Annotated in this window: 24 protein-coding genes; 5 read left to right on the forward strand and 19 right to left on the reverse strand. The window is 71.5% G+C overall.

What is annotated here, in order from left to right; translation table 11 throughout:
• Positions 1-6 precede the first annotated feature (6 nt).
• Positions 7-732: a recombinase family protein gene (locus ACWCXC_RS32030; protein WP_450891317.1), complete on the reverse strand. Its 726-nt coding sequence runs from the start codon at positions 730-732 to the stop codon at positions 7-9.
• Positions 733-1,127: 395 nt separating this feature from the next.
• Complete coding sequence (locus ACWCXC_RS32035) at positions 1,128-2,018, reverse strand: helix-turn-helix transcriptional regulator (protein WP_450891318.1); 891 nt, start codon at positions 2,016-2,018, stop codon at positions 1,128-1,130.
• 213 nt (positions 2,019-2,231) lie between these two features.
• Here ACWCXC_RS32035 and ACWCXC_RS32040 point away from each other — a divergent pair, with 213 nt between their 5' ends.
• From ACWCXC_RS32040 to ACWCXC_RS32055, 4 genes are all read left to right on the forward strand, one after another.
• Entirely contained in the window at positions 2,232-3,248 is a 1,017-nt protein-coding gene (locus ACWCXC_RS32040) for a zinc-dependent alcohol dehydrogenase family protein (RefSeq protein WP_423524912.1), read from the forward strand.
• 33 nt (positions 3,249-3,281) lie between these two features.
• The gene (locus ACWCXC_RS32045; RefSeq protein ID WP_351730953.1) at positions 3,282-3,689 is read left to right on the forward strand and encodes a (R)-mandelonitrile lyase; all 408 of its coding nucleotides are present in this window, start codon (positions 3,282-3,284) and stop codon (positions 3,687-3,689) included.
• Positions 3,690-3,756: 67 nt separating this feature from the next.
• A complete protein-coding gene (locus ACWCXC_RS32050) occupies positions 3,757-4,275 on the forward strand; it encodes a cyclophilin-like fold protein (RefSeq protein WP_450891319.1) in 519 nt (172 codons plus the stop codon).
• Positions 4,276-4,312: 37 nt separating this feature from the next.
• Positions 4,313-5,080, forward strand: coding sequence for an SDR family NAD(P)-dependent oxidoreductase (locus tag ACWCXC_RS32055; protein ID WP_351730947.1), 768 nt, complete (start codon positions 4,313-4,315; stop codon positions 5,078-5,080).
• 55 nt (positions 5,081-5,135) lie between these two features.
• On the opposite strand, the gene ACWCXC_RS32060 is transcribed toward ACWCXC_RS32055, so the two are convergent.
• The 5 genes from ACWCXC_RS32060 to ACWCXC_RS32080 all read right to left on the reverse strand — a co-directional run bounded on the left by ACWCXC_RS32060 (position 5,136) and on the right by ACWCXC_RS32080 (position 10,020).
• A complete protein-coding gene (locus ACWCXC_RS32060) occupies positions 5,136-6,251 on the reverse strand; it encodes an MBL fold metallo-hydrolase (RefSeq protein WP_376250057.1) in 1,116 nt (371 codons plus the stop codon).
• A gap of 60 nt (positions 6,252-6,311) precedes the next feature.
• Entirely contained in the window at positions 6,312-7,328 is a 1,017-nt protein-coding gene (locus tag ACWCXC_RS32065) for an alpha/beta hydrolase (protein ID WP_450891320.1), read from the reverse strand.
• Positions 7,329-7,429: 101 nt separating this feature from the next.
• Positions 7,430-8,107: an NAD-dependent epimerase/dehydratase family protein gene (locus tag ACWCXC_RS32070; RefSeq protein ID WP_376250058.1), complete on the reverse strand. Its 678-nt coding sequence runs from the start codon at positions 8,105-8,107 to the stop codon at positions 7,430-7,432.
• Between the two features lie 62 nt (positions 8,108-8,169).
• Entirely contained in the window at positions 8,170-9,096 is a 927-nt protein-coding gene (locus ACWCXC_RS32075) for an SDR family NAD(P)-dependent oxidoreductase (RefSeq protein WP_376250059.1), read from the reverse strand.
• Positions 9,097-9,204: 108 nt separating this feature from the next.
• Positions 9,205-10,020 carry an SDR family oxidoreductase gene (locus ACWCXC_RS32080; RefSeq protein ID WP_351730932.1) on the reverse strand — a complete coding sequence of 272 codons (816 nt, stop codon included), beginning with the start codon at positions 10,018-10,020 and terminating at the stop codon, positions 9,205-9,207.
• Between the two features lie 122 nt (positions 10,021-10,142).
• On the opposite strand from ACWCXC_RS32080, the gene ACWCXC_RS32085 reads away from it, so the two are divergent.
• Entirely contained in the window at positions 10,143-10,721 is a 579-nt protein-coding gene (locus tag ACWCXC_RS32085; RefSeq protein WP_376250061.1) for a TetR/AcrR family transcriptional regulator, read from the forward strand.
• 42 nt (positions 10,722-10,763) lie between these two features.
• On the opposite strand, the gene ACWCXC_RS32090 is transcribed toward ACWCXC_RS32085, so the two are convergent.
• The 12 genes from ACWCXC_RS32090 to ACWCXC_RS32145 all read right to left on the reverse strand — a co-directional run bounded on the left by ACWCXC_RS32090 (position 10,764) and on the right by ACWCXC_RS32145 (position 24,332).
• Positions 10,764-13,901 (reverse strand): Tn3 family transposase, encoded by a 3,138-nt coding sequence (locus tag ACWCXC_RS32090; RefSeq protein ID WP_450891321.1) that lies wholly within the window; start codon positions 13,899-13,901, stop codon positions 10,764-10,766.
• A 226-nt stretch (positions 13,902-14,127) separates the two neighbouring features.
• Positions 14,128-14,931, reverse strand: coding sequence for a DUF317 domain-containing protein (locus tag ACWCXC_RS32095; RefSeq protein WP_450891322.1), 804 nt, complete (start codon positions 14,929-14,931; stop codon positions 14,128-14,130).
• Positions 14,928-15,311: a hypothetical protein gene (locus ACWCXC_RS32100; RefSeq protein WP_450891323.1), complete on the reverse strand. Its 384-nt coding sequence runs from the start codon at positions 15,309-15,311 to the stop codon at positions 14,928-14,930. Before ACWCXC_RS32100 ends, ACWCXC_RS32095 begins: the two co-directional genes overlap by 4 nt.
• A gap of 276 nt (positions 15,312-15,587) precedes the next feature.
• Positions 15,588-16,340, reverse strand: a complete 753-nt coding sequence (locus tag ACWCXC_RS32105; RefSeq protein ID WP_450891324.1) for a hypothetical protein — start codon at positions 16,338-16,340, stop codon at positions 15,588-15,590.
• 189 nt (positions 16,341-16,529) lie between these two features.
• Positions 16,530-17,369, reverse strand: coding sequence for a relaxase/mobilization nuclease (locus ACWCXC_RS32110; RefSeq protein WP_450891325.1), 840 nt, complete (start codon positions 17,367-17,369; stop codon positions 16,530-16,532).
• The gene (locus tag ACWCXC_RS32115) at positions 17,366-17,800 is read right to left on the reverse strand and encodes a hypothetical protein (protein WP_450891326.1); all 435 of its coding nucleotides are present in this window, start codon (positions 17,798-17,800) and stop codon (positions 17,366-17,368) included. Before ACWCXC_RS32115 ends, ACWCXC_RS32110 begins: the two co-directional genes overlap by 4 nt.
• A gap of 92 nt (positions 17,801-17,892) precedes the next feature.
• Complete coding sequence (locus ACWCXC_RS32120; protein WP_450891327.1) at positions 17,893-18,390, reverse strand: hypothetical protein; 498 nt, start codon at positions 18,388-18,390, stop codon at positions 17,893-17,895.
• 34 nt (positions 18,391-18,424) lie between these two features.
• Positions 18,425-20,224, reverse strand: coding sequence for a hypothetical protein (locus ACWCXC_RS32125; protein WP_450891328.1), 1,800 nt, complete (start codon positions 20,222-20,224; stop codon positions 18,425-18,427).
• Positions 20,221-21,363, reverse strand: a complete 1,143-nt coding sequence (locus ACWCXC_RS32130) for an AAA family ATPase (RefSeq protein WP_450891353.1) — start codon at positions 21,361-21,363, stop codon at positions 20,221-20,223. The genes ACWCXC_RS32125 and ACWCXC_RS32130 overlap by 4 nt, the downstream gene beginning before the upstream one ends.
• A gap of 194 nt (positions 21,364-21,557) precedes the next feature.
• Complete coding sequence (locus tag ACWCXC_RS32135; RefSeq protein ID WP_450891329.1) at positions 21,558-21,779, reverse strand: hypothetical protein; 222 nt, start codon at positions 21,777-21,779, stop codon at positions 21,558-21,560.
• Positions 21,780-21,815: 36 nt separating this feature from the next.
• Positions 21,816-23,129, reverse strand: coding sequence for an MFS transporter (locus tag ACWCXC_RS32140; protein WP_450891330.1), 1,314 nt, complete (start codon positions 23,127-23,129; stop codon positions 21,816-21,818).
• 18 nt (positions 23,130-23,147) lie between these two features.
• A complete protein-coding gene (locus tag ACWCXC_RS32145; protein WP_450891331.1) occupies positions 23,148-24,332 on the reverse strand; it encodes a hypothetical protein in 1,185 nt (394 codons plus the stop codon).
• Positions 24,333-24,593: the final 261 nt, after the last annotated feature.

Consider the following 24,593-nt stretch of genomic DNA (forward strand, 5'->3'; position numbering starts at 1 on the left):
TCATGGTCAGGGTGTGAGTGCGCTGACCCGGTTCTCGTACTCGCGGCGGGCCTTGCGCTGAGCCGGTACCGCTGGGATGCCCTGGGCGCCGTCGAGCGGCTGACAGCGGGCGAGGAGCTGGTGGTGCACCGCAGGGACGGCGGTCACACGCAGGGTGTAGCCCTGGCCGCGCCGTACGATCGCCCCCTGGTCGAGCGCCGCGCGCTCGGCGGGCTCCAGCTCGGTGGTGCGGAGGTAGTCGGCGACCTTGCCTGGCATGTCGAGGGTGACCGGCAGCTCCGGTGCGGGGGCGTCCTCCTCGATTGCGGTGTGGTCGGGCAGGAGGTCGGCGACGGCGGTGCGGATGGCGCCGCGGCTGACCCGGTGGTCGCGGGCGAGGGCGGCGATCGAGCGGCCTTCCAGATATGCGGTGCGCACGTCGGCGGTCTTCGCGGCCGCCACGGCGGGGCGGCGTCCGCCCTTGCTGCCCTTGGCCTCGGCGGCGCGGAGCCCGTCGTACGTCAGCTCGCGCTGGAGGTCGCGCTGGAGTTCGCCGGCGGCGGCGAGGGTCTGCACCATGAACTTCACGGTGGACAGCAGTTCTCCGGTGCGAGGGTGGCGGGCGGTGAGGTCCATCGCGGAGAACGCGCCGTCGTGGATGCGCAGGGCGACTTGGTCGCGGTGGAGGACGTCGAGCACGTCGAGGATGTGCCCGGTGCCGCGCACGAGGCGAAACATCTCGGAGATGTGCACGGTGTCGCCCGGCCGCGCGTACGTGAGCAGCTCGCTGAACTTCGGCCGCTGAAGGGGGTGGAGGCGGCTGGAGGTGGCCCGGGTCCTCTTCGAAGACGACCGGGTCCTCGATCCCGGCCTCGTCCAGGACGAGGTTCTGCCGGGCGGTCGACTGCTGGTCGGTCGAGACCCGCTTGTAGACCAGGTTCGCCACCGTGGGGCCCCTTCCGTACGGAGGATCGGACCCTATCTGTCGTCAAACCCTGTCAGCAATCACCATCGGATCTGATTGGATTCGAGCCGCCGCGGCCCCCCGGATTTCACGGGTTCATTGGGCGCATCGCCTGCCTGTCGTCAAACGATCGTTTGGCGACAGAATCGGCGTGATGACTCCGCCCTCCTTCGCTCGCAAATCCTCAGTCGCTGGTGTGTGGTCCGGGTTCGGGGGGCTGGGGCGTGGCGGCCCAGGAGGCGAGCAGACGCAGGCTCTGTTCGGAGGGGGAGGCGGGTTCGGCGGTGTAGATGGTGAGGGTGAGGCCGGGTTCGGCGGCCATCTCCAGCCCTTCGTAGGCGAGGGTGAGGTCGCCGACGGCCGGGTGGTGGTAGCGCTTGGAGCCGGTGCCGTGGTGACGGACGTCGTGGGCGCCCCAGCGGGTGCGGAAGGCGTCGCTGCGGGTGGACAGCTCGCCGACGAGGTCGTGAAGTTCCTTGTCGTGGGGGTTGCGGCCGGCTTCGGTGCGCAGGATGGCGACGGAGATGTCGGCGGCCTGGTCCCAGTCGGGGTAGAAGCGGCGGGCGTCGGGGCTGAGGAAGGTGAAGCGGGCGAGGTTCTCCTGGTTGTGGGGGTCGGCGTAGACGTCGGCGTAGAAGGCGCGGGCGAGCCGGTTGACGGCCAGGAGATCCATGCGGCCGTTGCGGACGAACGCCGGGCCTTCGGTGACCGCGTCCAGGGTCCACTGCAGGCTGGGGTGCGGCTTCCACCGCCGTGTGGTGGCGCGGCGGCGGGGGCGGGCGAGGGCGTCGGAGCCGTCGGCGGCCTGGGCCAGGTGGAGCAGATGGGCGCGTTCGGCGTCGTCGAGCCGCAGTGCGCGGGCGACGGCCTCCAGGACGGCCGGTGAGACGCCGGCGAGGTTGCCGCGCTCCAGCTTGGCGTAGTACTCGACGCTCACGTCGGCCAGGGCCGCGACCTCGCTGCGGCGCAGTCCGGGGACCCGGCGCCGCGTGCCTGCGGGGAGCCCGGCCTGCTCGGGGGTGATCTTCGCTCGCCGCGAGGTCAGGAACTCGCGGACCTCTGCCTGGTTGTCCACACCATCGACGGTACGTCCCGCGCACGGCCATAGGGATGTACTGGCAGTACACCTCTCGATGGTGCCTCGCTCCGGGCGTCGGGAGCGGGTTACCTGGATGACGTGGTGCTTTCCGCCCGCCGTCACGACGGGCAGGCACCCGGCCCAGCACATCGCGACGGCCCCCGGGATCCCGGGGGACCGCCTGCCACGGCACGTAAAGGAACCTTTCCCATGCGCGGAGCAGTGATCCACGCCCCCGGCGACGTCCGCTTCGAGACCCTGGACGAGCCGAAGATCCTTCACCCCAACGACGCGATCATCCGCACGGCTGTGACGTGCGTGTGCGGCTCGGACCTGTGGCCCTACCGAGGTGCGGAGCCGATCGGCGACCCGCACCCGATGGGACACGAGTACGTCGGCTTCGTCGAGGAGGTCGGAAGCGAGGTCACCTCGGTCCGGCCCGGACAGTTCGTCGTCGGCTCGTTCGCGACCTCGGACAACACCTGCGCGAACTGCCGCAACGGGTTCCCGTCGAACTGTCTGAACCGCGAGTTCATGTCGACCTGCCAGGCGGAGTACGTCCGCATCCCGAACGCTCAGGGCACCCTGGTCGCGACCGACGAGGTGCCGGGCGAGGAGTTCTGGCCTGGCCTGCTGGCCGTGTCCGACGTGATGGGCACCGGCTGGTGGGCCGCGGACGCCGCCGAGGTGCGCCCCGGCTCCACCGCCGTGGTCGTCGGCGACGGCGCGGTCGGGCTGTGCGGCGTGATCGCTGCGAAGGAGATGGGCGCGGAGCGCATCATCGCCATGTCCCGCCACGAGTCCCGCCAGAAGCTCGCCCTGGCCTTCGGTGCCACCGACATCGTCACCGAGCGCGGCGAGGAAGGTGTCGAACGGATCAAGGAGATGACCGGCGGCATCGGTGCCGACAGCGTGCTGGAGTGCGTCGGCACCGCCCAGGCCATGAGCCAGGCGCTGCACTCGGCCCGCCCCGGCGGGAACGTCGGCTTCGTCGGCGTCCCCCACGACGTCGCGGTCGACGGGCAGGAGCTTTTCTTCTCCCACGTCGGCCTGCGCGGCGGGCCCGCCCCCGTACGCCGCTACCTCCCCGACCTCATCGACCGCGTCCTGACCCGCCGCATCGACCCGGGCAAGGTCTTCGACCTCACCCTGCCCCTGGAGCAGGTCGCCGAGGGCTACAAGGCGATGGACGAGCGCCGCGCCATCAAGACCCTCCTCAAGCCCTGACCCCTCCCGCCACCCCGTATAAGGAGCACCCCCGTGCAGATCACCCGCAGCTCGATCGACACCGCCAAGGGCCCGGCCGACTGGTTCACCGGCGATGTCTACATCGATGCCGTCGCCGCCGCGCCCGCCCCGTCCCGGGTCACCGCGAACCTGGTGCACTTCATGCCCGGCGCCCGCACCCACTGGCACCGCCACCCGCTGGGCCAGACCGTCTTCGTCACCGAAGGTGTCGGCCTGTGCCAGCGCCGTGGCGGGCCGGTGGAGGTCATCCGGCCCGGTGACCGCGTCCTGTTCGAGGCTGGCGAGGAGCACTGGCACGGCGCCGCTGCGAACCGGCTGATGGTGCACCTGGCCATCAACGAGGGCGATGCCGACCACGATGTCGTGCACTGGCTGACTCCCGTCACCGATGACGAGTACGCCGCCGCTCCGGCCGTCTGATCCAGCCCGCAGGACGGCCCCGGAGGTCCTCCCCGTGCACTTCGCACTCTTTCGCCATCCCGTCCGCATGGCTTCCGGGGCTGCTCTGCTGCTGGCCGTGGCCGCCTGCTCCGGCGCCCCGCGGGAGGCCACGCCGGCCGCCACCACGGCTTCCGTCTCGGAGCCCGCCGGACGGCAGCGGACGGCAACCCCCACCGCGCCACCGTCCCCGTCGACCACCACCGGCAGGAACAGCGCCATGGACATCCGCGTCACCCTCGACGGCCGCCCGGTGAGGGCCACCTTGAACGACAGCCCGGGCGCGCGCGACTTCGCCGAGCTGCTGCCGCTCGCCCTGGACCTCACGGACTTCCACGGCATCGAGCGGGTCGCCGACCTGCCCCGCAAACTGGACACCGCCAGCGCCCCCGAACCGACCGCGGCCACGACCGGTGACATCGCCTACTACGCCCCCTGGGGCAACCTGGCGCTTTTCTATCGGGACGGACCTGCCGCCTCCGCCGATCTGCTCATCCTCGGCCATCTCGACGTGAGCGCCGCCCAGCTCGGCCGAGCCGGGCGCATCACCATCGACGCCGCCCCCTGACCTCCCCACCCTCACTTCCCGACGGGACGGCAACGGTATGAACCCCACCTACGACTTCACCGGCCAGGTCGCCTTCGTCACCGGCGCCTCCTCCGGGATGGGCCTCGCCGCCGCCCGCGCCTTCGCCGAAGCCGGCGCGGCCGTCGGCCTTGCCGACATCGACGAGGACGCCGTCACCAAGGCGGTGAACGACCTCACTGACGCCGGCCACCGGGCCCTCGCTCTGGTCTGCGACGTGTCCGACGAGGGCCAGGTCGCCGTGGCCGTCGACCGCACGGTGGAGACCTTCGGACGCCTCGACATGGCGTACAACAACGCCGGCATCATGCCGCCGCCCACAGACGCCGCCGACGAGAGCGCCGAGCAGTTCGACCGCGTCCAGAACATCAACCTGCGCGGCATCTGGGCGAGCATGAAGCACGAACTGCGCCACATGCGCGACCAGGGAGCAGGAGCGATCGTCAACTGCTCCTCCCTCGGCGGTCTCGTCGGCAACCCCGGCCGCGCCGCCTACCACGCCACCAAGCACGGCGTGATCGGCCTGACCAAGAGCGCCGCCCTCGAATACGGCTCGCGCGGCGTACGCATCAACGCCGTCTGCCCCGGCACCATCGCCACCCCCATGGTCGACGCCATGGCCGCCAAGGGCGAACTCGACCGCGACCAGGCCGAAGCCGGACAGGCCATCGACCGGCTGGGTACCGCCGAGGAGATCGCCCAGGCCGTGCTGTGGCTGTGCAGCGACGGCGCGAGCTACGTCACCGGCGTCGCCCTGCCCGTCGACGGCGGCTACACCGCCCAGTAGAGCCACCCGGACCCGTCCAGCGCCGGCACGGCTTCGTGACGGCGCGGGCCCGGTCTCATGCGAGGTGCTGCCACCAGCCGTCCACTTCGGGTGGGGCGTCGGCGTCGACGCGCTGACCGGGCCGGGGTACGGCCAGTGGTGTGCCGGCGGCCCGGGTGGCGTCCCAGATGCGGTCGGCGGGCTCGGCCCAGGGGTGCAGGGCGAGGTCGAAGGTGGCCCAGTGCAGCGGGATGAGGAGGTCGCCGCGGACGTCGTGGTGGGCGGTGAGGGCTTGTTCCGGTGTCATGTGGATGTCTGCCCAGGCGTCGCCGTAGGCGCCGATCTGCATGAGGGTGACGTCGAAGGGGCCGTGGGCGGTTCCGATGTCGGCGTAGCCGGGGAAGTAGCCGGAGTCGCCGCTGTAGAAGACGCGCCGCCTCTCGCCCGTCAGGACCCAGGAGGCCCACAGGGTCTTGTCGGTGGTGAGGCCGCGGCCGGAGTAGTGCCGGGCTTCGGCGGCGGTCAGCCGTACGCCGTTGACGGTGACGCTCTGGTCCCAGTCGAGTTCGATGATGCGGGCGGCGGGGACGTTCCAGCGTTGAAGGTGCGCGCCGACGCCGAGCGGCACCACGAACGGTGCGCTCTGCAGGCGGGTGAGTGCGCGCACGGTGGGTGCGTCGAGGTGGTCGTAGTGGTCGTGCGAGATGACGACGGCGTCCAGGGGCGGCAGTTCCGCCACGGGCAGCGGGCTGGGGTGCAGGCGGCTCGGGCCGGGCAGTGGGGCGGGTGAGCAGCGGTCGCTGAAGACGGGGTCGGTCAGGATCCGGGCGCTTTCGATCTCCACCAGGGCGGTGGAATGGCCGTACCAGGTGATACGCAGACCTCCCGGGGTCAGCTTCTCGATGGCGGGCGGGGTGGTGACGGGGACCGGGCCCGGGGGGCGGCGCCGGCGGCGGCCCGTCGCCCAGGCGCGGGTCGAGGCCAGGGTGGTGCCGGGCTCCAGCGTGCGGGTGGGGATCCGGTTGTGAAATTGCCCGTCGCGGTACTGCGGGGAGCGGCGGACCTGTTCGGCGCGTTCCCCGGTCGGGGTCGCGCTGAGGGCGCGGTGCAGGTCCCTGACGGCCGGGGCGAGGGCGAGGGCGGCGGCCAGTGCCACGGCTGCCCGTATGTGCTGTCGGGTGGGGGGTGTCATCGGCCGCTTCTCGCCTCCGGCGCTGGGGTTGGTTCCTTCAGGTGGTGGTGGCCTGGTGCGTCACCGCTGGGCGGACAGGATCCGGCGCAGCCACGGGCCGCGGGCGGCGCGGGCGTCCTGGGAGACGGCTGCCTGGGGGGCCATGAGGTCGAAGCCGTGGAAGGCGCCGGGCCAGACGTGGAGTTCGGCGTGGCCTCCGGCCTGCCAGATGCGGCCGGCGTAGGTGACGACCTCGTCGCGGAAGGTCTCGGCGGAGCCGACGTCGAGGAAGGCGGGCGGCAGGCCGGACAGGTCGGTGGCGCGGGCGGGCGCGGCGTAGGGCGAGACGGTGTCGGTTCCGCGTGCCTGGCCCAGCAGGGCGTCCCAGCCCGCCTGGTTGGAGGCGCGGTCCCAGACGCCGAGGCCGGCCATCTGGTGGGCGGAGGGGGTGTCGTTGCGGTCGTCGAGCATCGGGTACATCAGCATCTGGGCGAGCAGGGCGGGGCCGCGGCGGTCGCGGGCCATCAGGGCGAGGGCGGCCGCGAGACCGCCGCCGGCGCTGGCTCCGGCGACGATGATCCGGGCCGGGTCGATGCCGAGTTCCACTGCGTGGCCCGCGGTCCACACCAGACCGGCGTAGCAGTCCTCGACGGGGCCGGGGTGCGGGGTCTCGGGGGCGAGCCGGTACTCGACGGACACCAGGGCTATGCCCATGCCGTCGATCAGCTCCAGAAGTTCGGGCACACCGCCCCGCTTGTCGCCGGTGATCATGCCGCCGCCGTGGGTGTGGTAGATGACCGGGGTGGGGGCGGTGGCCCCGGTGGGTCGGCAGATGAGCAGGGAGATGTCCGGCGCGCCTTCGGGCCCGGGCACGGTGCGCTCCTCGACGGCGAAGGCGCCGCCGCGGGTGAACGCGTCCCGGGGCGGCTCTTCCCCGCCCCGCATGCCTTCCCGCAGCTGAGACAGGGTGGCGGGGTCGGCGAACGCGTCAGGCGGCAGGACCTCGTTGATCGCGGCCAGGGCAGGAGCCAGCTCCGGATCGAACGGCACGGGAGGCCCGACCGGGGCGGCGGTGGCGGGGACGGGGGTGGCGGTCATGTCGGCTCCTTCGGGTTCGGTCCAGGCCCGGTCCTCCGGGACGGGAGGGCCGGGACGGCACTGCGGCACGACGCCGTACGGGCGTCGGGGGCGGGGCGGGGTCAGGGGGTTGTGTGGGCGGCGGCGAGGTGGTTGATGTCGGCCGTCTCCAGCACACGGCGCGGGGAGCCGTGGCGGGTGGCTTGGAGCATGGCCTGGCCCAGTTGCAGGCTGGTGGTGACGTAGCGGGGGATCAGGCGCCGCAGGAGCGGGTAGAGCGGTGTGACGATGCGGTAGAGCAGGACGTAGGACTTCGTCTTCGCCTTCGTCCCGGGCAGGGGGACGATGAACGCGGGGCGGAACATGTAGGCGCGGGGGCTCAGCTCCAGCAGGGCGTTCTCGGCCTGCCCCTTGACCCGGGCCCACATCATGCGAGTCTTGCCGGTGCCGTCCGTGCCGGCGCCGGTGACGTAGCAGAAGGCGGCGCCGGGGGCGGCGGCCAGCAGGGCGCGGGCGGCGGCGAGCGGGAAGTCGAAGGAGACGACCCGGTAGTCGGCCTCGCTCATGCCGACGGCGGAGGTACCCAGGCAGTAGAAGCAGGCGTCGTAGCCGGCCAACTGGTCCTTCACGGCGGTGAAGTCGGTGAAGTCCTCGTGGTGGAGCTCGCGGAGCTTGGGGTGGGAGCGCCCGGTGGGAGTGCGGCCGACGACGAGGACCTCGGTGACCTCCTCCTCGCGCAGGCAGGCTTCCAGTACTCCCTGGCCCACCATGCCGGTGGCGCCGAAAACGATGATGCGCACGCTGTTCCTGTTCGGTCGGTCGGCCTGACTCCGCCGGATCCCCCGGCCGGAGCGCCAGAGGGTCAGACGGGGAAGGTAACGTCGGTGAGCTGCTCGGACACCGCCCACAGCCGCTGCTGGACCGCGGTGTCGTGGGACTTTCCGCTGGAGGCGACCACCTGGGGGTAGCCGCGGGTTCCGCCCATGCCGGCAGGGCCGTAGTACTGGCCTCCGGTGACCTGCGGGTCGGTGGCCGCGCGCAGGGTCGGCAGCGCGCCCATGGCGGCGTCCTGGGTGACCAGCGGGAGCATCAGGTCGGCCGCCTTGCGCAGCGGGCGCGGCAGGTTCTGCTGCAGCTCGGTGGCCGCCGCCCCAGGATGCGCGGCGGCCGCGATGGTGGTGCCGTGCGCGGCGAGACGGCGCTGGAGCTCGTAGGTGAACATCAGGTTGGCGAGCTTGGCCTGGCCGTAGGCGGCGACACGGTTGTAGGAGCGGTCGAACTGCAGGTCGTCGAAGTGGATGCCGGCCCGGATGCGGTGCCCGAAGCTGCTGACGGTCACCACCCGCGACCCGGCGACCGGCAGCAGCGCCTCCAGCAGCAGACCGGTGAGCGCGAAGTGCCCGAGGTGGTTGACGCCGAACTGCATGTCGAAGCCGTCCCGTGTCTTCTGCCGGGGGGTGTACATCACCCCGGCGTTGTTGATCAGCAGGTCGATCCTCGGGTGCGCCTCGCGCAGCTCACCGGCCGCCGTACGCACCGAAGCCAGGGACGCCAGGTCCAGCTGCTGCAGACCGAGCCGGGCCCCGGGAACGCGGTCAGAGATCTGGGCGGCGGCCCGGCGGCCCTTGTCGAGGTCGCGGACGGCGAGGACGACGTGCGCGCCGCGGGCGGCCAGGGCCCGGGCGGTCTGCAGACCGAGTCCGCTGTTGGCGCCGGTGACGACGGCAACGCGGCCCTCCTGCGACGGGATGTCGTTCTCGGTCCACCGGACGGCGGTCGTGCGGGCCATGATCATGCCTTTCCGTGCTGGCGAGAGGGGCGGTACGGGGATTCTCGGCCCGCCCGGCGGCTCACAGGTCCAGGGACGCGGCGTGAGACGCCGGGCGGTATAACGTGGTCAGCCCTGGGCGGCCTGGGAGACGGGAGCCCATGCGGTCCACGCGTCGATGCGCTGGGCGTAGACGTTCTGGACGTGGTCGACCATGTGGCTGCCGAAGAGCACGCGCAGCGGCGGGTTCTCGGCGTCCACGATCTGCAGCAGCGCCTGGCCGGCGGCCTCGGGGCTGCCGTACTGGGTGTGGGCGAGCTGCTCGGCCAGCGCCTCGCGCAGCGGCTGGTATGCGGGGTTCGGCTCGGCGTGCACGGCCGAGGAGGTGCCCCAGTCGGTGGCGTAGCCGCCGGGCTCCACCAGGGTCACCTTGATCCCGAAGCCCGCGACCTCGGCCGCGAGGGACTCCGACAGGCCCTCGACCGCCCACTTCGAGGCGTGGTAGGCGCCGGTGTGGGGGAAGGCGGTGACGCCGCCGACGCTGGAGACCTGGACGATGTGGCCGGATCCCTGCCCCCGCAAGATCGGCAGGACGGCCTGGGTGACGTGGAAGACACCGAACACGTTGGTCTCGAACTGGTCGCGCAGCTGCTGCTCGCTGACCTCCTCGACCGCGCCGAACTGGCCGTAGCCGGCGTTGTTGACGACTATGTCGAGCCGGCCGAACCTCTCGTGCGCGGCGGACACCGCCTGCCGCACCCCGGCACGGTCGGTGACGTCCAGGGCCAGCGGCAGCACGGCGTCGCCGTACTTCGCCACCAGGTCGTCGAGCGTGCCGACGGTACGGGCGGTCGCCGCGACCCTGTCGCCGCGGCCGAGCGCCGCCTCGGCGAAGGAACGGCCGAAGCCACGCGACGCACCCGTGATGAACCAGACCTTGCTCATGAAAATCCCTTCACGTTCCAAAGGCGGAACGCCGGGGGAAGCGTCCCACCACTGCGACCAGAATACTAGACTCGTCTAAAAATCGACGAGTCCAGCAAGTATGATTCCGGGAGGGAGGATCCATGAGCCTGCGGGAACGCAAAAAACTGGCCGCGTGGCGTGCCATCAGCGAGGCGGCCCTGCGCCTGTTCGAGGTGCAGGGCTTCGAGGCGACCACGATCGAGCAGATCGCAGCCGCCGCCAACGTGTCCCGCGCCACCTTCTTCAACTACTTCGCCAGCAAGGAAGCCGTCGTCTTCGACCAGGACCCCGAAGCCCGCGACCGCTGGCGCACCCTCCTGGAAGCACGGAGCCCCGGCGAACCGCTCTGGGACTCGCTGGCCGCGATCATGATCGAGGTCAACACCGGACTCCGCGACCGCATGCCGCTCATGCGCCGCCTCAAGGCACAGTCCCCGGCCCTCGCCCGGGCCAGCCAGGCATCCGGAGAACAACTGCGCACCGACCTGCAGACCTGGATCCTGGCCCAGACCCCCGGTGAGGACGCGATGATCGGGATCCTCCAGCTCAACATGGCCCTCGCCGCCGCCGGCACCGCCTACCAGAGCTGGAAGACCGACGAGGACTTCGACACCTACATCGAACGCCTGCGCACCTGCCTGGCCGCTGCCGGCACCGGCGCCGCGGCCCCCGCTCCGTGATCAAGCGGAACGGACCGCACCATCACCCCTGGTCGGCCACGGTCAGTCCTGCCCGCTCCCGTCATCGTCCTCGTCCAGCTCTGGCGCCTCCGGGTCTCGCAGCGGACGCAAGGCGCCAGCGGCCGGAGTCGACGGCGTGAAGGTGTAGCGGCCGAGAAGGTTGAGGTTGCGGTGCTTGAGCGGGGACAGCCGGGCGATGTCCTCGTCCCGGATCTCGTGGCCCTCGGCGCGGAGCTGTTGGACGGCGGCGTCGATGTACTTCGTCGTCCACAGCACGATGGCGTTGAGGACCAGGCCGAGCGCGCCGAGCTGGTCCTCCATCCCGTCGCGGTACGCCTGGTGGATGGTGCCGCGCTTGCCATGGCACACGTCCCTCGCCAGCTTGTGGCGGGACTCCTGCACGGTGAGCTGCCGGTTCATCTGCCGCCGGTAAGTGTCGTCCACCGGGTCGACCACCCGCAGCAGATGCTCGGTCTTCGCGATCCGCCCGTACTCCGCGAACGCCGACCCAAGCGGCGTCGGGCGCCCGTCGCGGCCGAACATCCGCAGCAGGTCGTAGGCGCGAACCTGGTTGGTGACCAGGGAACCGGCGACCTTCAGCATGTCCGGCCAGTGCGTGATCACCTTGTTCAGGTTCACGCGGTTGCGGGCCAGATCCTCCACCGCACCGTACGTGCCGGTCTCGACGCCGGGCATCGTGGCCCGCCAGAACCGCTGGTCGTCCAGGTCGCGGAACCGCGGGCTGAAGTTGTAGCCGAGGATCTTGAACAGACCGAACACCATGTCGGAGTACGAGGCGTTGTCGGTCGCCACCATCTCCGGCTTCACCCCGCCGTCCAGATTCAGCAGCGCGTCCAGGGTGTGCAGGGAATCGCGCGGGGTGCCGGGCACGACCATCTGCCCGATGCCCGCGACCTGGTCGTTGACCGCGTTGAGCCAGGTGATCCCCCGCTTGAACCCGAAGTACTTCGGCGACGGCGCGGCGCTGATGGTGCGCACCGGCACCTGGAAGCGCAGCCCGTCCACCGAGGCCAGCAACCCGTCGCCCCAGTAGCGCACGATCGAGATGCCGGCCTGGGCGGCGATCAGCCGTGCGTTCGCCGCGGCGATGGTGTCGGCGCGCAGGTAGTACTGGTCGACGTGCACGAGCCGGGCCCGGGTCAGCGCCTCGTATCCGGGGTTGACCACCGGGGCCAGGCCGATGTTGCACGCCTCGGAGACCAGCAGCGCGACCACCGAGGTGGGCAGGTCTTTCATCCGGGTAGTGCCGTCGCCGAGGTGGACGAAGGCGTCGAGGAACCCTGTCCAGGCGTTCACCTCGAACAGCAGGTCCGGCAGGTCGATCTTCGGGAGCATCTTCTCGATCCGCCGGCGCAGCCAGGTCAGGGACTTCGGCTCGCCGAGCGCGCCGAGCTTGTCGACGTTCAGCTTCACCCGCCCGTCGCCGGCCACCTCGATGGAGACCTTCGCCGCCGGCCCCGCCTCCTCCAGACGTGTCGCGAGCTGCTTCCACCCGGCGTCCAGGCCCCGCACCAGCTCCGCCAGATGCTCCTCCACGGGCATGTCCAGGCTCAGGGCCGCCAGGACATCCTCCTCGACCGCCTCCCAGTCGGGCCCGTCCAGCAGGCGGGCCCGCGGGTTGGACCAGCGGTGCGACGGTGCGGCGAAGACGTCGCGGTTGTTCAGGGCCCGATGCAGCTGCTCCAGCACGCACACCACGTACGCGTCCCGGTCCACCGCGCCCTGCGGCAGATCGGGGTTGGCATACACCGCCTTGCGCCACGCCAGCGGCACCAGCTTGTCGTCCACCTCACGCGGCAGCAGTGGCTTGACCCCCACCTTCCGCCGCGCCAGCGCCGGAAGACCCCGCACCCCCGCCAGGACCCGCTTCCCCGCGCTCGCCGCGTCCAGCGCCTTCGACTCGCCCAGCAACGCGAGGAACGGGCGCACCGTCGCGTAACGGTTCGCGAGCGCGGCCCGCATCGCGACCTCGGCCGAGTTCTCATCCTCGGGCACCAGGGTCACCACAGTGGCCGCCGCGCTCATCACGGCGGCGCGCGGCGCGACCTCCTCCACCGCCGCCCACAGCGCGGCCACGTCCAAGTCCGCCTCCTGCTCCTCGACCAGCTCCAGCTCCTGAAGCAGCACCTTCGCCGCCCGCGCGAGCACCCGTGACGCCTTCTCCAGCTGCGGCAGCGTCGACAGCCGCTCCTTCTCCGTCTTCCGCTTCGCCGTGTTCAGCAGCCGGGTGGCCATCAGGACCTGGAACAAGTCCAGGGCCTCATCGATCGCCTTCGCCTCCAGGTGCCGCATCACCGCGGTCAGCATCGCCGTGCGCTTGGGCTCCGTCGCCCGCTCCAGCAGCGCCGCCTTCGACCCCAGTGCGTACCGGGCCAGCGCCGCCATCCGGTTCGGCGGGATCTGCGACAGCCTCAACCTGCCGAGCCGGTACGCGCCGATCTCGTCCACCCGCTCCAGCGCGCGGGCGAACGCCGTGCCCGTCGTCCGCGTCGGCGGCCGGCGCAGCCGCTCCAGCTCCGAGAACCGGGAACCCTCCGGCGTCTTCAGCGTCGCCACCAGATCCCCGGGCAGCGCCGGGTCCGCGCGGCGGGCCGCGCCCGCGACCGTGGCGTGCAGCCGCTTGTCCGCGACCTTCCGTACCTCCGACACCTGCCGGGCCAGTACCGAGACGCCTGGCAGCAGTACGCGATTGCGGCGCAGCCAGCCCACCGCGTGGTCGAACAGCGCCTTCGGACCCTCGGCGTGCGTCCAGGCCCGGCCATGGAGGAAGGTACGGAACCTCCGGGACCACTCCGCATCGTCGTACTCGTGGTACTCGTAGGCGTCCCGGATCTCCCACGCGTGCTCGTACGCCGTCTTCGGCCGCTCGGTGTACCGCTTCACCACCGACGCGTCCTCGATGCCGAGCTGCACGGCCAGGTGCTCGACCACCCGCCACGGCGCGTCCAGCGGGTCGTCCGGGAGGAACCGGCCGATATAGCGCACCGTGCACATCTGGAGGGCGAAGCCGAGCTGGTGATGCGCGGAGCGTCGCCGGGCGATCAGATCGCGGTCGACGTCGTCCAGGAAGAAGAACCGCTCCAACTCGGGGCGGGTCGGCTCCTCGGCGAACTTCCCGTACGCCTCGGCCTGCTCATCAGTCAGAAACTCCACCGGCACGAACGGACCGTAGCCAGCCCCGGCACCCGCCCGGCGATCTTTCCACGAACCCCAGCGGAGCCCGCAGCCGGTGTGCTATCCGACCATGATCAATCTCAGCGCCAACCGCTGTACCGATGTTCCCCGAGGCCGTACAGGGCGGTGAGGTCAGCGAGCGTGTCGGTCAAGGTGCGGTGGGCGTCCGGGGGGATGCCGGGCATCGGACTCCTCGGGGTGGGTGTGGAGGTCAGCGGCGGGTGCGTGTGCCGCCGGCCGGGGTGTACGGGCGGGTGCTGGTGCGCGGCCGGGTGCCGCGTGGGCTGTTGCGGGCCCAGGCTGCGGCTCGGGCGGCGGTGATCCGGGCCTGCTGCCATGTGTTGAGCTGGGAGGGCGTCACGGACACCGACCAGGTGCGGATCCGGGCGCTCGCCGGGACGCGTCCGCGGGGGCGCATCACGGGGTCCGGGCTGGCGAGTTCTGTGGCGAAGGCCTGTACGAGGTGCAATGGGGTGGTCGGCGTGAAGTGCGCTGTCCAGCTGTTGCCCTGTGTGTCCCGGGCCCCGGTCCACCACATCGCCGCCCCGTCGGGGCCATGCCGGAATTGCATCCATGCGGTGCCGCCCGGGCTCGCGGCCGTGTGGTCCGGGCCCTCGACGCCCGTACTCCAGCCCTGCTCGGCAAGGGGCGCCCAGACGTTGGGGGCGTGGGCGGACCGGGGGCGGGTGAGCGCGTCGGTGAGTCCGGCGACGATCTCCACCGGCGTCTGGCGGCCCAGGTGGGCCGACCACTCGGCGCCGGCCCCTTCTGCCCGGCCGTGGACGGTCCACCCGCCGGGCAGGATGTACGGGTCGTAGGCGACACGCACGGTGCGGTCCGGACTCTCCATGAACAGCGGGCCACCCGTTCTGGACCTGTCGCGCCAGCCAGAGGCGCGCAAGTACTCCGAGACGTGCCTGATGTCGCCGCCGCCGGCCAGGGCACGGGGCCGGACGAGGTAGTGCTGCTCCGCCTGCTCGCTGGGGCCCCAGCCCCGCCGCTGCTTTTTCCTCACCGGCGCCGCCGTACGACGAGCGGCGCTGGTGCCGGGCGCCGTGCCGCCGTGGCAGCGGGCTGGGCACCGACGCGCTGGAGGGTGTCGGTGTGCTCGTCCAGGTCGAGGGCGATGTCGCCGAGCTCGTTCGAGGCACGGCCCAGGGCGAGCCACACTTCCGCCGGCAGCGCGCCGCGCTCGGCCTGGTCCTTGGCGAACAGACTGCCAGTTGCGACGAGGTGGGTGACACCGCCCAGGACTCCGTTGTCCGGGTTGAGCACGAGGGCGATGACCTGTGCGGCCTGCGGCGGGGGGAGCTGGGACAGATGGTCGGCCAGGTGACCGAGCAGGCGGGTGATTTCGTGGGTCAGCCGCACCGCGTACGTGGTTGGGTGGGACATGGGCCTCCAGAACGGGGGCGGTCGGGGGCCGCGGCGTTCTCCGGCGAGCTGGGCCCGGCGCGTTCGGGCGCACCTGTGCTCGGCGCGGAGAAGTCGGGTCCTGTCGGAATGCAGGCGCGCAGATACCGGCGGAAGAGGGCCGTGGCGAGTCGAGGCTTGAGCCGGGTACTGATCGGCGGGGGTGTGCGGGCTGCTACTGGTTTCTCCGGAGTTCGGGTGGGGAGGAGGCGCTCCTGGGGCGGCGCCGGGCCACCCCGGGTTCCCGCGGGCGCCGTCTTACCGCGACCGGGTGACCTGAGTTCGGGGGCCGGCCGGGACGGGCGGAACGGACGTGGGTGCGGAGGGGGCGGTCCGGCCCACCGAGTGCTGGAGAGCGAGGCCGATGCCGAGCGCGTCGAGGCGCGAGCTGATCTCTCGAAGGGCACGGGCCTGGACCTGGGAGTCGTCACCACTCAGGCGGTAGATGCCGCTCTGGGGGTCTTGGACGAAGCCGTGGGAGATCAGGACAGTGCCTGCGCGGTCGTCGATGACGGCCGTGGCGATGCTCCCGTCCTTCTGCCAGGTCAGTACGATCCGGTCGGCCTGCGACGGCTGGACTCCGCCCAGGGAATTGGCGCGGACCTGAGCGAGGGCGCTGTCGTAACGGGCGAGGAGATCGTCGGCGACCTCCTCGGCACCCAGGAACGGGTCGTCGCCCAGGGCGATCCCGTTGGGCTCGGGAACCGCACGGTATGCCTCGTCGGGCAAGGCGGACGGGGCGATGGCGGCGATGAGAAAGCCGTCGCGTTCGTGCCGGTCCAGAAGGACGAGCTGCGCGCCGTCAGGCCGGCTCAGGACCGCGGCGTGCTGCAGGGGCTGCTCGGCAAGGGCGGCGGCGACCAGATCCAGGTCCCAGACGCGGTCGGCAAGTTCAGCGAGGTCGTCCTTCGCATGGTCCGGCAGGTACGTGCTGGTCCAGGTGTCGGGGAGTTCACCGGCCAGTACGTCGGCGTAGGAGGCGAGGCGCTCGGAGTCAGTGATGTTGGGCATGGGGTCCTTGGGCGAAGTGGGAGTCAGCGGCGCAGCCCGTGGCCAGCGGGGGCGGCGGAGCGGTGAAGGCGCGCGGCGGGGGCGGACCGGCACACACGGCGGACCGCTCGTGCTCGGTCGGCGGAATCTCCGCGGGGCAGGTGCTGCGACACGGGGGTCGGCCGTCTGGCCGAGCCTGATGTGGAAGCTCTACGGCGTGCGTCGGTTCGGGCGCCGAAGGCCGGCCGAAGAGGGGGCTGCGGGAGGCTGGGTCAGGTGAGCGACCGTGCCGTCTAGGTCCTGCTGGATGCTATGGATGCGACGGCCGATCAGCTCCAGCCGATGGGCAGCCCCGGGGTTTGCGGGCTGCTGGGCAAGCTGATGCGCGGTGTGCTCGACGATCCTGCGGACAGTGGCCAGCGGACCGCCCTGCTCGTCAGCGAGAAGGACGAGGGTGTTACCGAGCCTCGTCGATGCCGAGGACACGGTGCGACGGGTCTGATCCTGGGCGGTCCTGGCGGAGGCGGGGACCAGACGCAGATCTCTCTCAAGACGACGGGCCTCGTCTGACAGCCGCTGCATGTAGTCACGGGGCAGTACCCGCCACGAGCCGTCGAGAAGGATCAGGCTGGCTACCAGCTCCATACGTCCTGGTTCTGCGTGCACGGCTACCCACCGGCAGCCGTGGGCGTCGTCGCCGGGCACATCGAGGCCGGTGGCCCGGGCGAGGCGCATGGCGACCTCGGCCCATTCCGGCTTCGTCAGCTCCCGGTCCGTCGGCGCGAGGCACACGGACAGCCGAACGATCGCACGCTCGCACTGCTCCGGCGCGACGGCGAACGCGCGCTCCAGACAGGCGTCTTCGAGGTGCTCGGCCCAATCCGCGGAAGTCCAGTCCGCCCGACGACAGCCCAGGGTGTAGCGATCCAGGCCAGGCCAGTGCGCGACGACCGTGCGCTCGGGCCCGTCGTTCGAGGCAACCGGCCGGTCCAACGCCGCTTCCAGCGCATCGTGCGGCAGACGGGTCCGCCCATGAAAGCGGACAATCACCGGCCGCCCCCGACATCGGCGACATGTACGAGCTGACCAAGGGCGGTGGTGGTGTACCAGCCGCAGTCGACCAGCTCGTCGCGGCCGACAAATCGCGCGAGGAGAGCCTTCTCCATGGCCCGCACGTGGATCACACAGTCCGGACACCTGCGGGAGAGGTGTACGAGATAGCGAGGATGGGCGGTGACGTAGGACTGAGCACCGCCGGTTGCATCCCGCAGCCGCCACCCGTTCTCGTCGGTCGATGTGTGCCAGGAGGGAGCGACTACTCTCTTCACATCTCCCCAGAGTTCCCCGCCGACCACGCCTTTCAGAACGATGACGGTGTCGCCGACCCGGAAGTGGGCGTGGGTGATGTCCCGAGTGGCAGTGGATGGATCGGGAACGACAGTGACGGGAGTGGGCTGACGGTCCCGGGGCGGAGGATGCAAGCGATTCCTTTCTGGGTGACGGGGCGGGAGCATCAATACTCCGGAGGAACGCCGGTTTGGCTAACCGGCGGTCACCGGCTATGTTGCCGCCGTCAGCGGAACGGATTCTCCGTTCCGTGGTCCGCCGCCTCGGCCGCGTCGAGAAGTTCGGGCAGGTCAGAGCCCTCGGTATCCCTCTGGTCGATCCACCATCCAGCGCGGGCGACGGTGCGAATCTTGTCTTCGAGGACGGCCCAGTCGGCTTCGTCCCAGGTGCCCTCGCTCACCAGCGCGCTGTACGCGGCAGTGACGAGCTGGTGCCGGGAGCGCTCGCCCCAGGCGAGCGCTTTCTCGGGCCCTTCGAGCGGCGGCATGTCGAACCGCTCCGTCCACTCTGCGGCGGCCTGCTGTTCTTCGGCACGCTTGGTGGCGAGCCATACCGCCCGGGACTCCGCGTCAGAATTCCGGGAAGCGTTCCAGCAGTCGGTGCAGTCGCGTCCTTCGAGCCAGCGCGCGAAACCTGCACGCCGGTCAGCGGGACGGTTGGACAGGTCGTGCGTCGCTTCGTGTCCGCAATTATGAATAACGTTCCAGGCTTTGCGAATTGCCACGTGTTTGTTCCTGCTTTCTCTCTTCTGGGGCGTCTCAGCGGGTCCTGCGGATGGCGTCTGTGGCTGCCTTGGAGATGGCTGCGGGAGCGCTGGACGGTTTGGGGAGGTGCAGCAAAGTGGTCCCCGGCAAGTGCTGGGACTTCGCGGTGAGGGTGAGTTGGAGTACGGCGCAGCCGGCGGTCGTGAGCTGTTTGACGCGGGTGACGGCTTGGGCTGTTTCGTCGCTGCCGTAGTGGGCGTCGGTGACGATCACGAGGAGGCGGCCGGTGCCGGGGCGGGTGAGTTCGAGGCCGTGGTCGAGTGCGTCGATGGCTGCGGCCAGGTTGTGGCTGCCGCCGGTGGCATCGAACGTCGTCACGCGTTCTGGTGCGCGGTGGGTGGGGCGGGTCAGTGCGGTCAGGTGCCTGTCATAGGCGATGGTGGCGGTGAGGGAGTCGGGGTCGGTCAGGGCTGCTGCGCGTGCCACGATCCAGGCGGCGGAGGCGACGGGTTTGCAGGCGTCACTCATGGAGCCGGAGACGTCGACGGCGATCCCCACGCGCAGTGGTGGGGTGGGGGAGTTGCGGCGGCGGGTGTGGGTGAACGGTTCTGCGGTGGGGACCGATCCGGCGGCGCGCTGGGCGTCGCGGGCGAGGGCACGGCCCATGTTGAGGCGGCCGGGCGGGGTGGGGCTGGTGGTCCGTTCCTGGGTCCGTTCGCGGTAGGCGGCGGCACGCAGGGCGCGGCTCAGGCGTGCGGCGGCACTCTGCTCGGCGGCGGTGGGCCTGCGGGTGCCGGTCACCGGGGTCTTGTGGGGCGCCGGCGTACCGTCGGGGGCGACAGTGGCGCCACGGGTGTTGAAGACGCTCTTGGCGGTGGCGGCGGCCTTGCGTCGCTGGCCGGCCCGCTGAGCGCGGTCCTGAGCCTGCGCCTCGGCCTTCGCGGCCATGGCGCTGGATGCCGCGGCCTGCGCTGCGAGGTCGGCGGCGTCGGTGGCGGCCGTGCTGTCCATGACGACCCCCACGGCGCCCGACAGCAGATCGGTGAGGCCTTCCGGCACGGGCAGGACGGGGCCCGCCGCGTCCAGAGCGTCGCACCACTCTTGACCGAGCGCGAGCATCGTCGTGGCGTCGTCGTCGGCACACTGATGGGCCCCGGTCCAGACGCGGGTGAGCGTGGCCAGCAGGTCTGCGCCCAGCACCTTCTCGCACAGGTCGGCGACGGCCCGGGTCTCGCCGGCGTCCAGGACGCCGGCGTCACGGCGGCCGAGGATCAGGGCCGCCGCGGCGGCGGCCTGCTCGATGCCCTGGACGGTGGGGTGTGCGATATCGGGCATGACCAGGGTCCGGGCACTGGTGCGCAGGTACGTGCGGTCCGTGGGCCGCGTGACCAGGTGCGCGCCCTCGATGCGGCTCTCCTCCAGCAGCAGCGCGGCCTCGACGACACGAGGGTCCGCTCCGGCCGGAGCCGTCCAGACGGAGTGGGCCGCGTGCGCGGCCTCATGGACGAACACTCCCCAGACGGCGGGATACCGCTCCTCGTCGCCCACGATCCGCGGATGGATCTCGTGGGGCTTCAGCGGGGCGAACAAGCGGGAGTCGACCTCGATCTCGCCCAGCGTGGGGAAGTAGGCGGCGGGTGCGCCGCTGCGTGTGCCGGGGCGGCAGGTGACGAGGAGGTCCTGGCGGCCGGAGAGGGCGACCAGCCGGTCGCCGAGTTCGGCACCCACGCGCAGCCACGCGGCCGGGGAGGTGCGGGGCTGCGCGGGCGGGGCGCCGTCGTCGTCCCAGCGCGCGAAGTCGAGGTCGTCGTGCCGGGTGGTGGCGGGGGACTGGACGTGGTGGTGGGCGCTCATCGCGTGCGGCCCCGGTTCGCGGAAGCGGTGCTGCCCGGAGGCTGCCGGGTGGCTGAGGCGGGGATCTGCTTACCGAGGGTGAGGGGCGCTACCTTCTTGACGCCGACGGTCTTGATGACGGCGTCGGCGACGGCGTCGCGATCCTCCACAGGAGCGATACCGACCAGGTTCGCGAGCGCGGCCTTGGTGCCCAGGACGGCCTCGGTGCGCTGGTAGCTGAGCAGTTCTCGCAGCTGGGGTGCCCAGCCCAGCTCGCCCAATTCGACCTGGTGGGCCAGATGCCGGGCAACCCGGACCACCCGGGCATCGATCCTCAAGGCCAGGGCGAGGTCGTAGTCCGTGCCGATCTGGATCTGCACGCTGAACCGGGACGACAACGCCTCCGTCAACACCGCCCCGTGGACGCCGGGATTGTGGCCCGCCACCACGTAGAAGCCCGGCTCGGCCTTGATGGTCTCGCCCTTGTGCGCCTTGACCTGGATCTGCCTGCGCCCGTCCATCGCCGGATACAGCGCCGCCAGGACCATCGGTGAGATCAGGGTCGCGTCGTCGATCAGCAGGGCGCGGCCCTCGGTCATCGCGGTGACCAGCGGACCGTACTGGAAGACGTAGCCCCCGCTGTCGGCCTGTGTGTACTCGCCGATCAGGTCGCCGACCGTGGTGTCGCCGTCCCCGGCGACGGTGAGCAGGTCCGGGAAAGCCGCCTCCACCAGCGACGTTTTGCCGGTGCCCGGTGGGCCGTAGAGCAGCACCGGCACGTCCGCGTCCCGCAGCCGGTTCAACGCCTCGACGTCGGGCAGATCGGCCAGCTCCCGGGGGTGGTAGAGCTGGCCGCCCGCACGGCGGATCGGCCCGGTCTGCTTGGGCGCGGCTGCCGCGGGAACGGTCGTGCGCGCCGTGGCCGCCTCGGCACGGGGAGAGTGCGTGCCCGGCCGGCTGATCACAGCCGTCTGCGCGGCGGCAGCGGTCTTCGCGTTCGCGCGGAACTGCGGCTGCCCCCTTCCGTCTTGGTCGGCCTCGCCGCGCCGCACCAGGGTGAGAGCGGCGTTGCGGACGGCGCCGTGGGAGTGGCCCAGCTGCCTGGCCATGTTCCCGATGGTGAGCGTGTCCGCCGGCCGGTCGGCCAGCAGACGGGCCACCTTGGCCCGAAGCTCACCGCCCTTGGTCCGCGCTGGACTCGTGGTCGGTGCAGGTGTGGTCACAACGAGACCCCTTCAACAGGTGCGGGTGCGGGCGGGGTTGGCGATGCGCCGGAGAGGCCGGCCGCTCTCGGAGCGGATCCCGGACCGCACCGACACCGGCGGCCGGCCAGCCGGGCGCGTATCGCTGGCGCTCATCGGTCGACCGAGGGCTCGGTGCAGGTGCACGGGACGGTCGGTGACGAGCAGCCCGTCGGCTGTCGCGCAGCCCCGTGCGTCCGCTCCGTACCGGGCTCCGCCGCCCGGCAGACGCAGACCGGCGCCTCTTCGAAGCCGTCCTGGAGCAGGATCCGCCGGGCGGCGGCGTTGTAGCCGGTGGTGGTGACCTCACCGGTAATGGCGTGCCGGATCGTCATGAATGGCTCTTCAGGTGTGTTGGGCAATGGGATCCACTACTTCTGGATGAGGGGGACGGTGGGAGTGCCCCCTGATCGGGGCACCTTCAGCCGGGTTCGTCGGGGGCGGCGGTGACGGGCGATCGGCCAGTTCTCGGCGGAGCGGAGGTATCGGCGCGCGGCGAGAAGGACAGCGAGGGCGATGGCCGCGCCTGCGGCGGGGAGCGACGCGCTGGCGAGCGGCTGCTCGGCGAGGCGCCCGGCCAAGGCGGTACCGGCGGATTGCCCGACACCGATCGAGAGGATCAGCCACGCGTACGCTTCGCTGGTCCGGGCTGCCGGGGTGAGGACGTCGGTGGTCACGTAGGCGCAGGCGACCACGACGGTCAGGAATGCCCCAGGCACGGCGACAGCGACGGTGTCCACTGCGGGTGCGTCCAGGAGGACCGTTAGCGGCAGCCATCCGGCGAGGAACGCGGCGGCGGCGGTGATCAGACGGTCTGTGGTGGACGCCCTCCAGGTGCGGCGGCCGTAGACGAGGCCGCCCAGGAAGCTACCGGCGGAAAATGCGGCAGGGATGATGCCCGAGAGCATGTCCTGTCCGTGGCGCTCGGCCATGGCGATCGACCACACGTTCATGGCCCCGATCGCGCACCCGATGCCCGCAAGCGCGATGAACATCAGCACCAGTCCGGTGCCGGGGCTTGTTGGCGCGCTGGTGCTGGCCATCGGCGCTTGAGACGGCGCCGGGCGCCAGCGCCGTGAGGGCGGAGCGAGCACGACCACAGCGGTTCCGAAGAGGCCGAGCACTGCGGCGACGGCCAGTGCGACGGCGGGGTCGTACGTTGAGGCGAGGGCGGCGACGAGCAGCGGGCCGACGATGTACAACAGCCCCTGCGTGCCAGTGTCGAGGGCGAGGGCGGCATGCCGCAGCCGGGGTTCGGGCAGCACGCTCGGCCACAGGGCCCGCAGGCCAGCCTCCAGAGAAGGGGTGGTCAGACCGCCCGCGACCACGATGGCTGTGGCGAGACCCGGCCCGCCGTACGGTCCGGCCAGCGGAAGAGCCGCCAGGAACGTGGAGTTCAGAACAGCGGCCGGGACGTGCACCGCGGTCTGGCCGTGGCGGTCCATGAGGCGCCCCTTGACCGGCTGCACCAGCGAGGAGGACAGCCCGTACAGGGCGCTGAGCAGTCCGCCGAAGGCGATGCCGCTGCCGCTCGTGGTGGCCCACATCGTGATCGCGACGGGTGCCATGCCGTTGGGGAGCCGGCCGGTAAGGGTGCCGCCGAGAAGGCGGGCGACGTACGGGGTGCCCAGTACCGCGCCGTAGGTGATACGCGGTGCCGGGGTCTGGAAGACGGTCGGAGGCAACGGAACTTTCTCGGGGCGCTACGGGTGTCGGACTGTCGTGGTTGCGCGGTGCGGCGGTGCGGCCGGTGTGGTCTCGACGGCCGGGCGCGGGCGGACGCGCAGAACGGGAGTGCGGTGCGGGGGCAGGACGCCAACGGTCGCGCCCAGGTCCTGCGCCGCATCTGCGACTTCACCGGCGAGGAACCCGATCTGGCGGCTCAGCGCTGTGAGGCGGGCCCCGATCTGGCGGCCCTGTGCAGTCTCCAGTGCCAGGGCGAACTGGGCGCTGATCTGCAGCAGATTCTGCAACTGGACCATGGGGCCGACGGGATAGCTGTGTTGAACGGCGTCAAGGAGCGCATCCGACGCGTCACCGGCACTGCGGCCTTCGACGACATCCCGGATGAGGTCCTGCAAGGACAGAGCCGGAGCCGGTTCCGGACGGTTGAACCGCGAGACGTCCGCGCGCAGCACGCCTGCCGGGACTGCCGGGGGCAGGGCCTGCCCCGCTTCCAGCTCGTGGGCGTAGTGACCGATTACCTGCCAACCAGGTGCCCCTGGGTCACCACGCAGGGCGACCACCGTGGAGTCGTCGTCCTCGACCAGGTTTGCGAGGGTGATGAGCTGGCCGTCGGCGGCGTACCACGACTCGGTCAGCTCCAGATCCCCCCAGCGTTGCGCGGCGTGGGCCCTCTCGGTCCACATTCGCTGTTCCTCGTCGGTCAGCGGAGCCTCGTGGTGGGCTTTCTGGTCGGCGAGATCGCTGGCAATGGAACCGTGGTCAGCCCATACCGTGATGTATAGCCACAGAGCGGCATGTTCGGCGCGTTCGTCCCGGGAACCGGGGACAGTCGGCCGGTCGAGGCTCCGTCGGATCTCGGCCGAGGAGGTGGCCAGGTTGTCCAGGACGGCCCGCCAGCCCGCAAGGTGCCGGGCCGGGGGCAGTCCGTCGAGCACGAGGCGGGCGGCGTCGAGGAGAGCCTCGGCGTGCGGAGCGAGGTGCGCGGCGTATGCCTCGACCGCCGCGCTGTCACGGTGGGCTCGTGCGGCTGCTGCGGCGGTGGGGTGGACGGTGCGGCCGTATCGGTCCCGTGTCGCATGGAGGGCGGCTTCCGCCTCGTTGCCGATGATGTCCATCTTCGAATAGAACTCGCGTGCCGCATTGCCGAGTTCGGATGAGCTCAGCTGTTGGTCTTCGCGTGCCGGACGGTTCGGGGCTGTCATCGGGACCGCCCCCCGACGGTGGCCGTCACATGGGCGGATGGAGCGTAGGTGGGGCGCGGCGGGACGGGCCGGGCGGCAGGGGCGGACGTGGTGGGTGGTGTGAAGCGGCGTTGCGTTGTCCGGGCGGCTGCGGCCTGGGCGAGACGGGCGCGACGCTCCAGGAGCCCGTTCTGCCGGCTCGGTCGCGCGGGGCCGGCGGAGACGGCCGGGTCGAGGCGGACGTCGGCGTGCACGGTGCAGCCCTGGCGCCGCAGGTTGTGG

It is taken from the genome of Streptomyces sp. NPDC001515 (assembly GCF_053597115.1).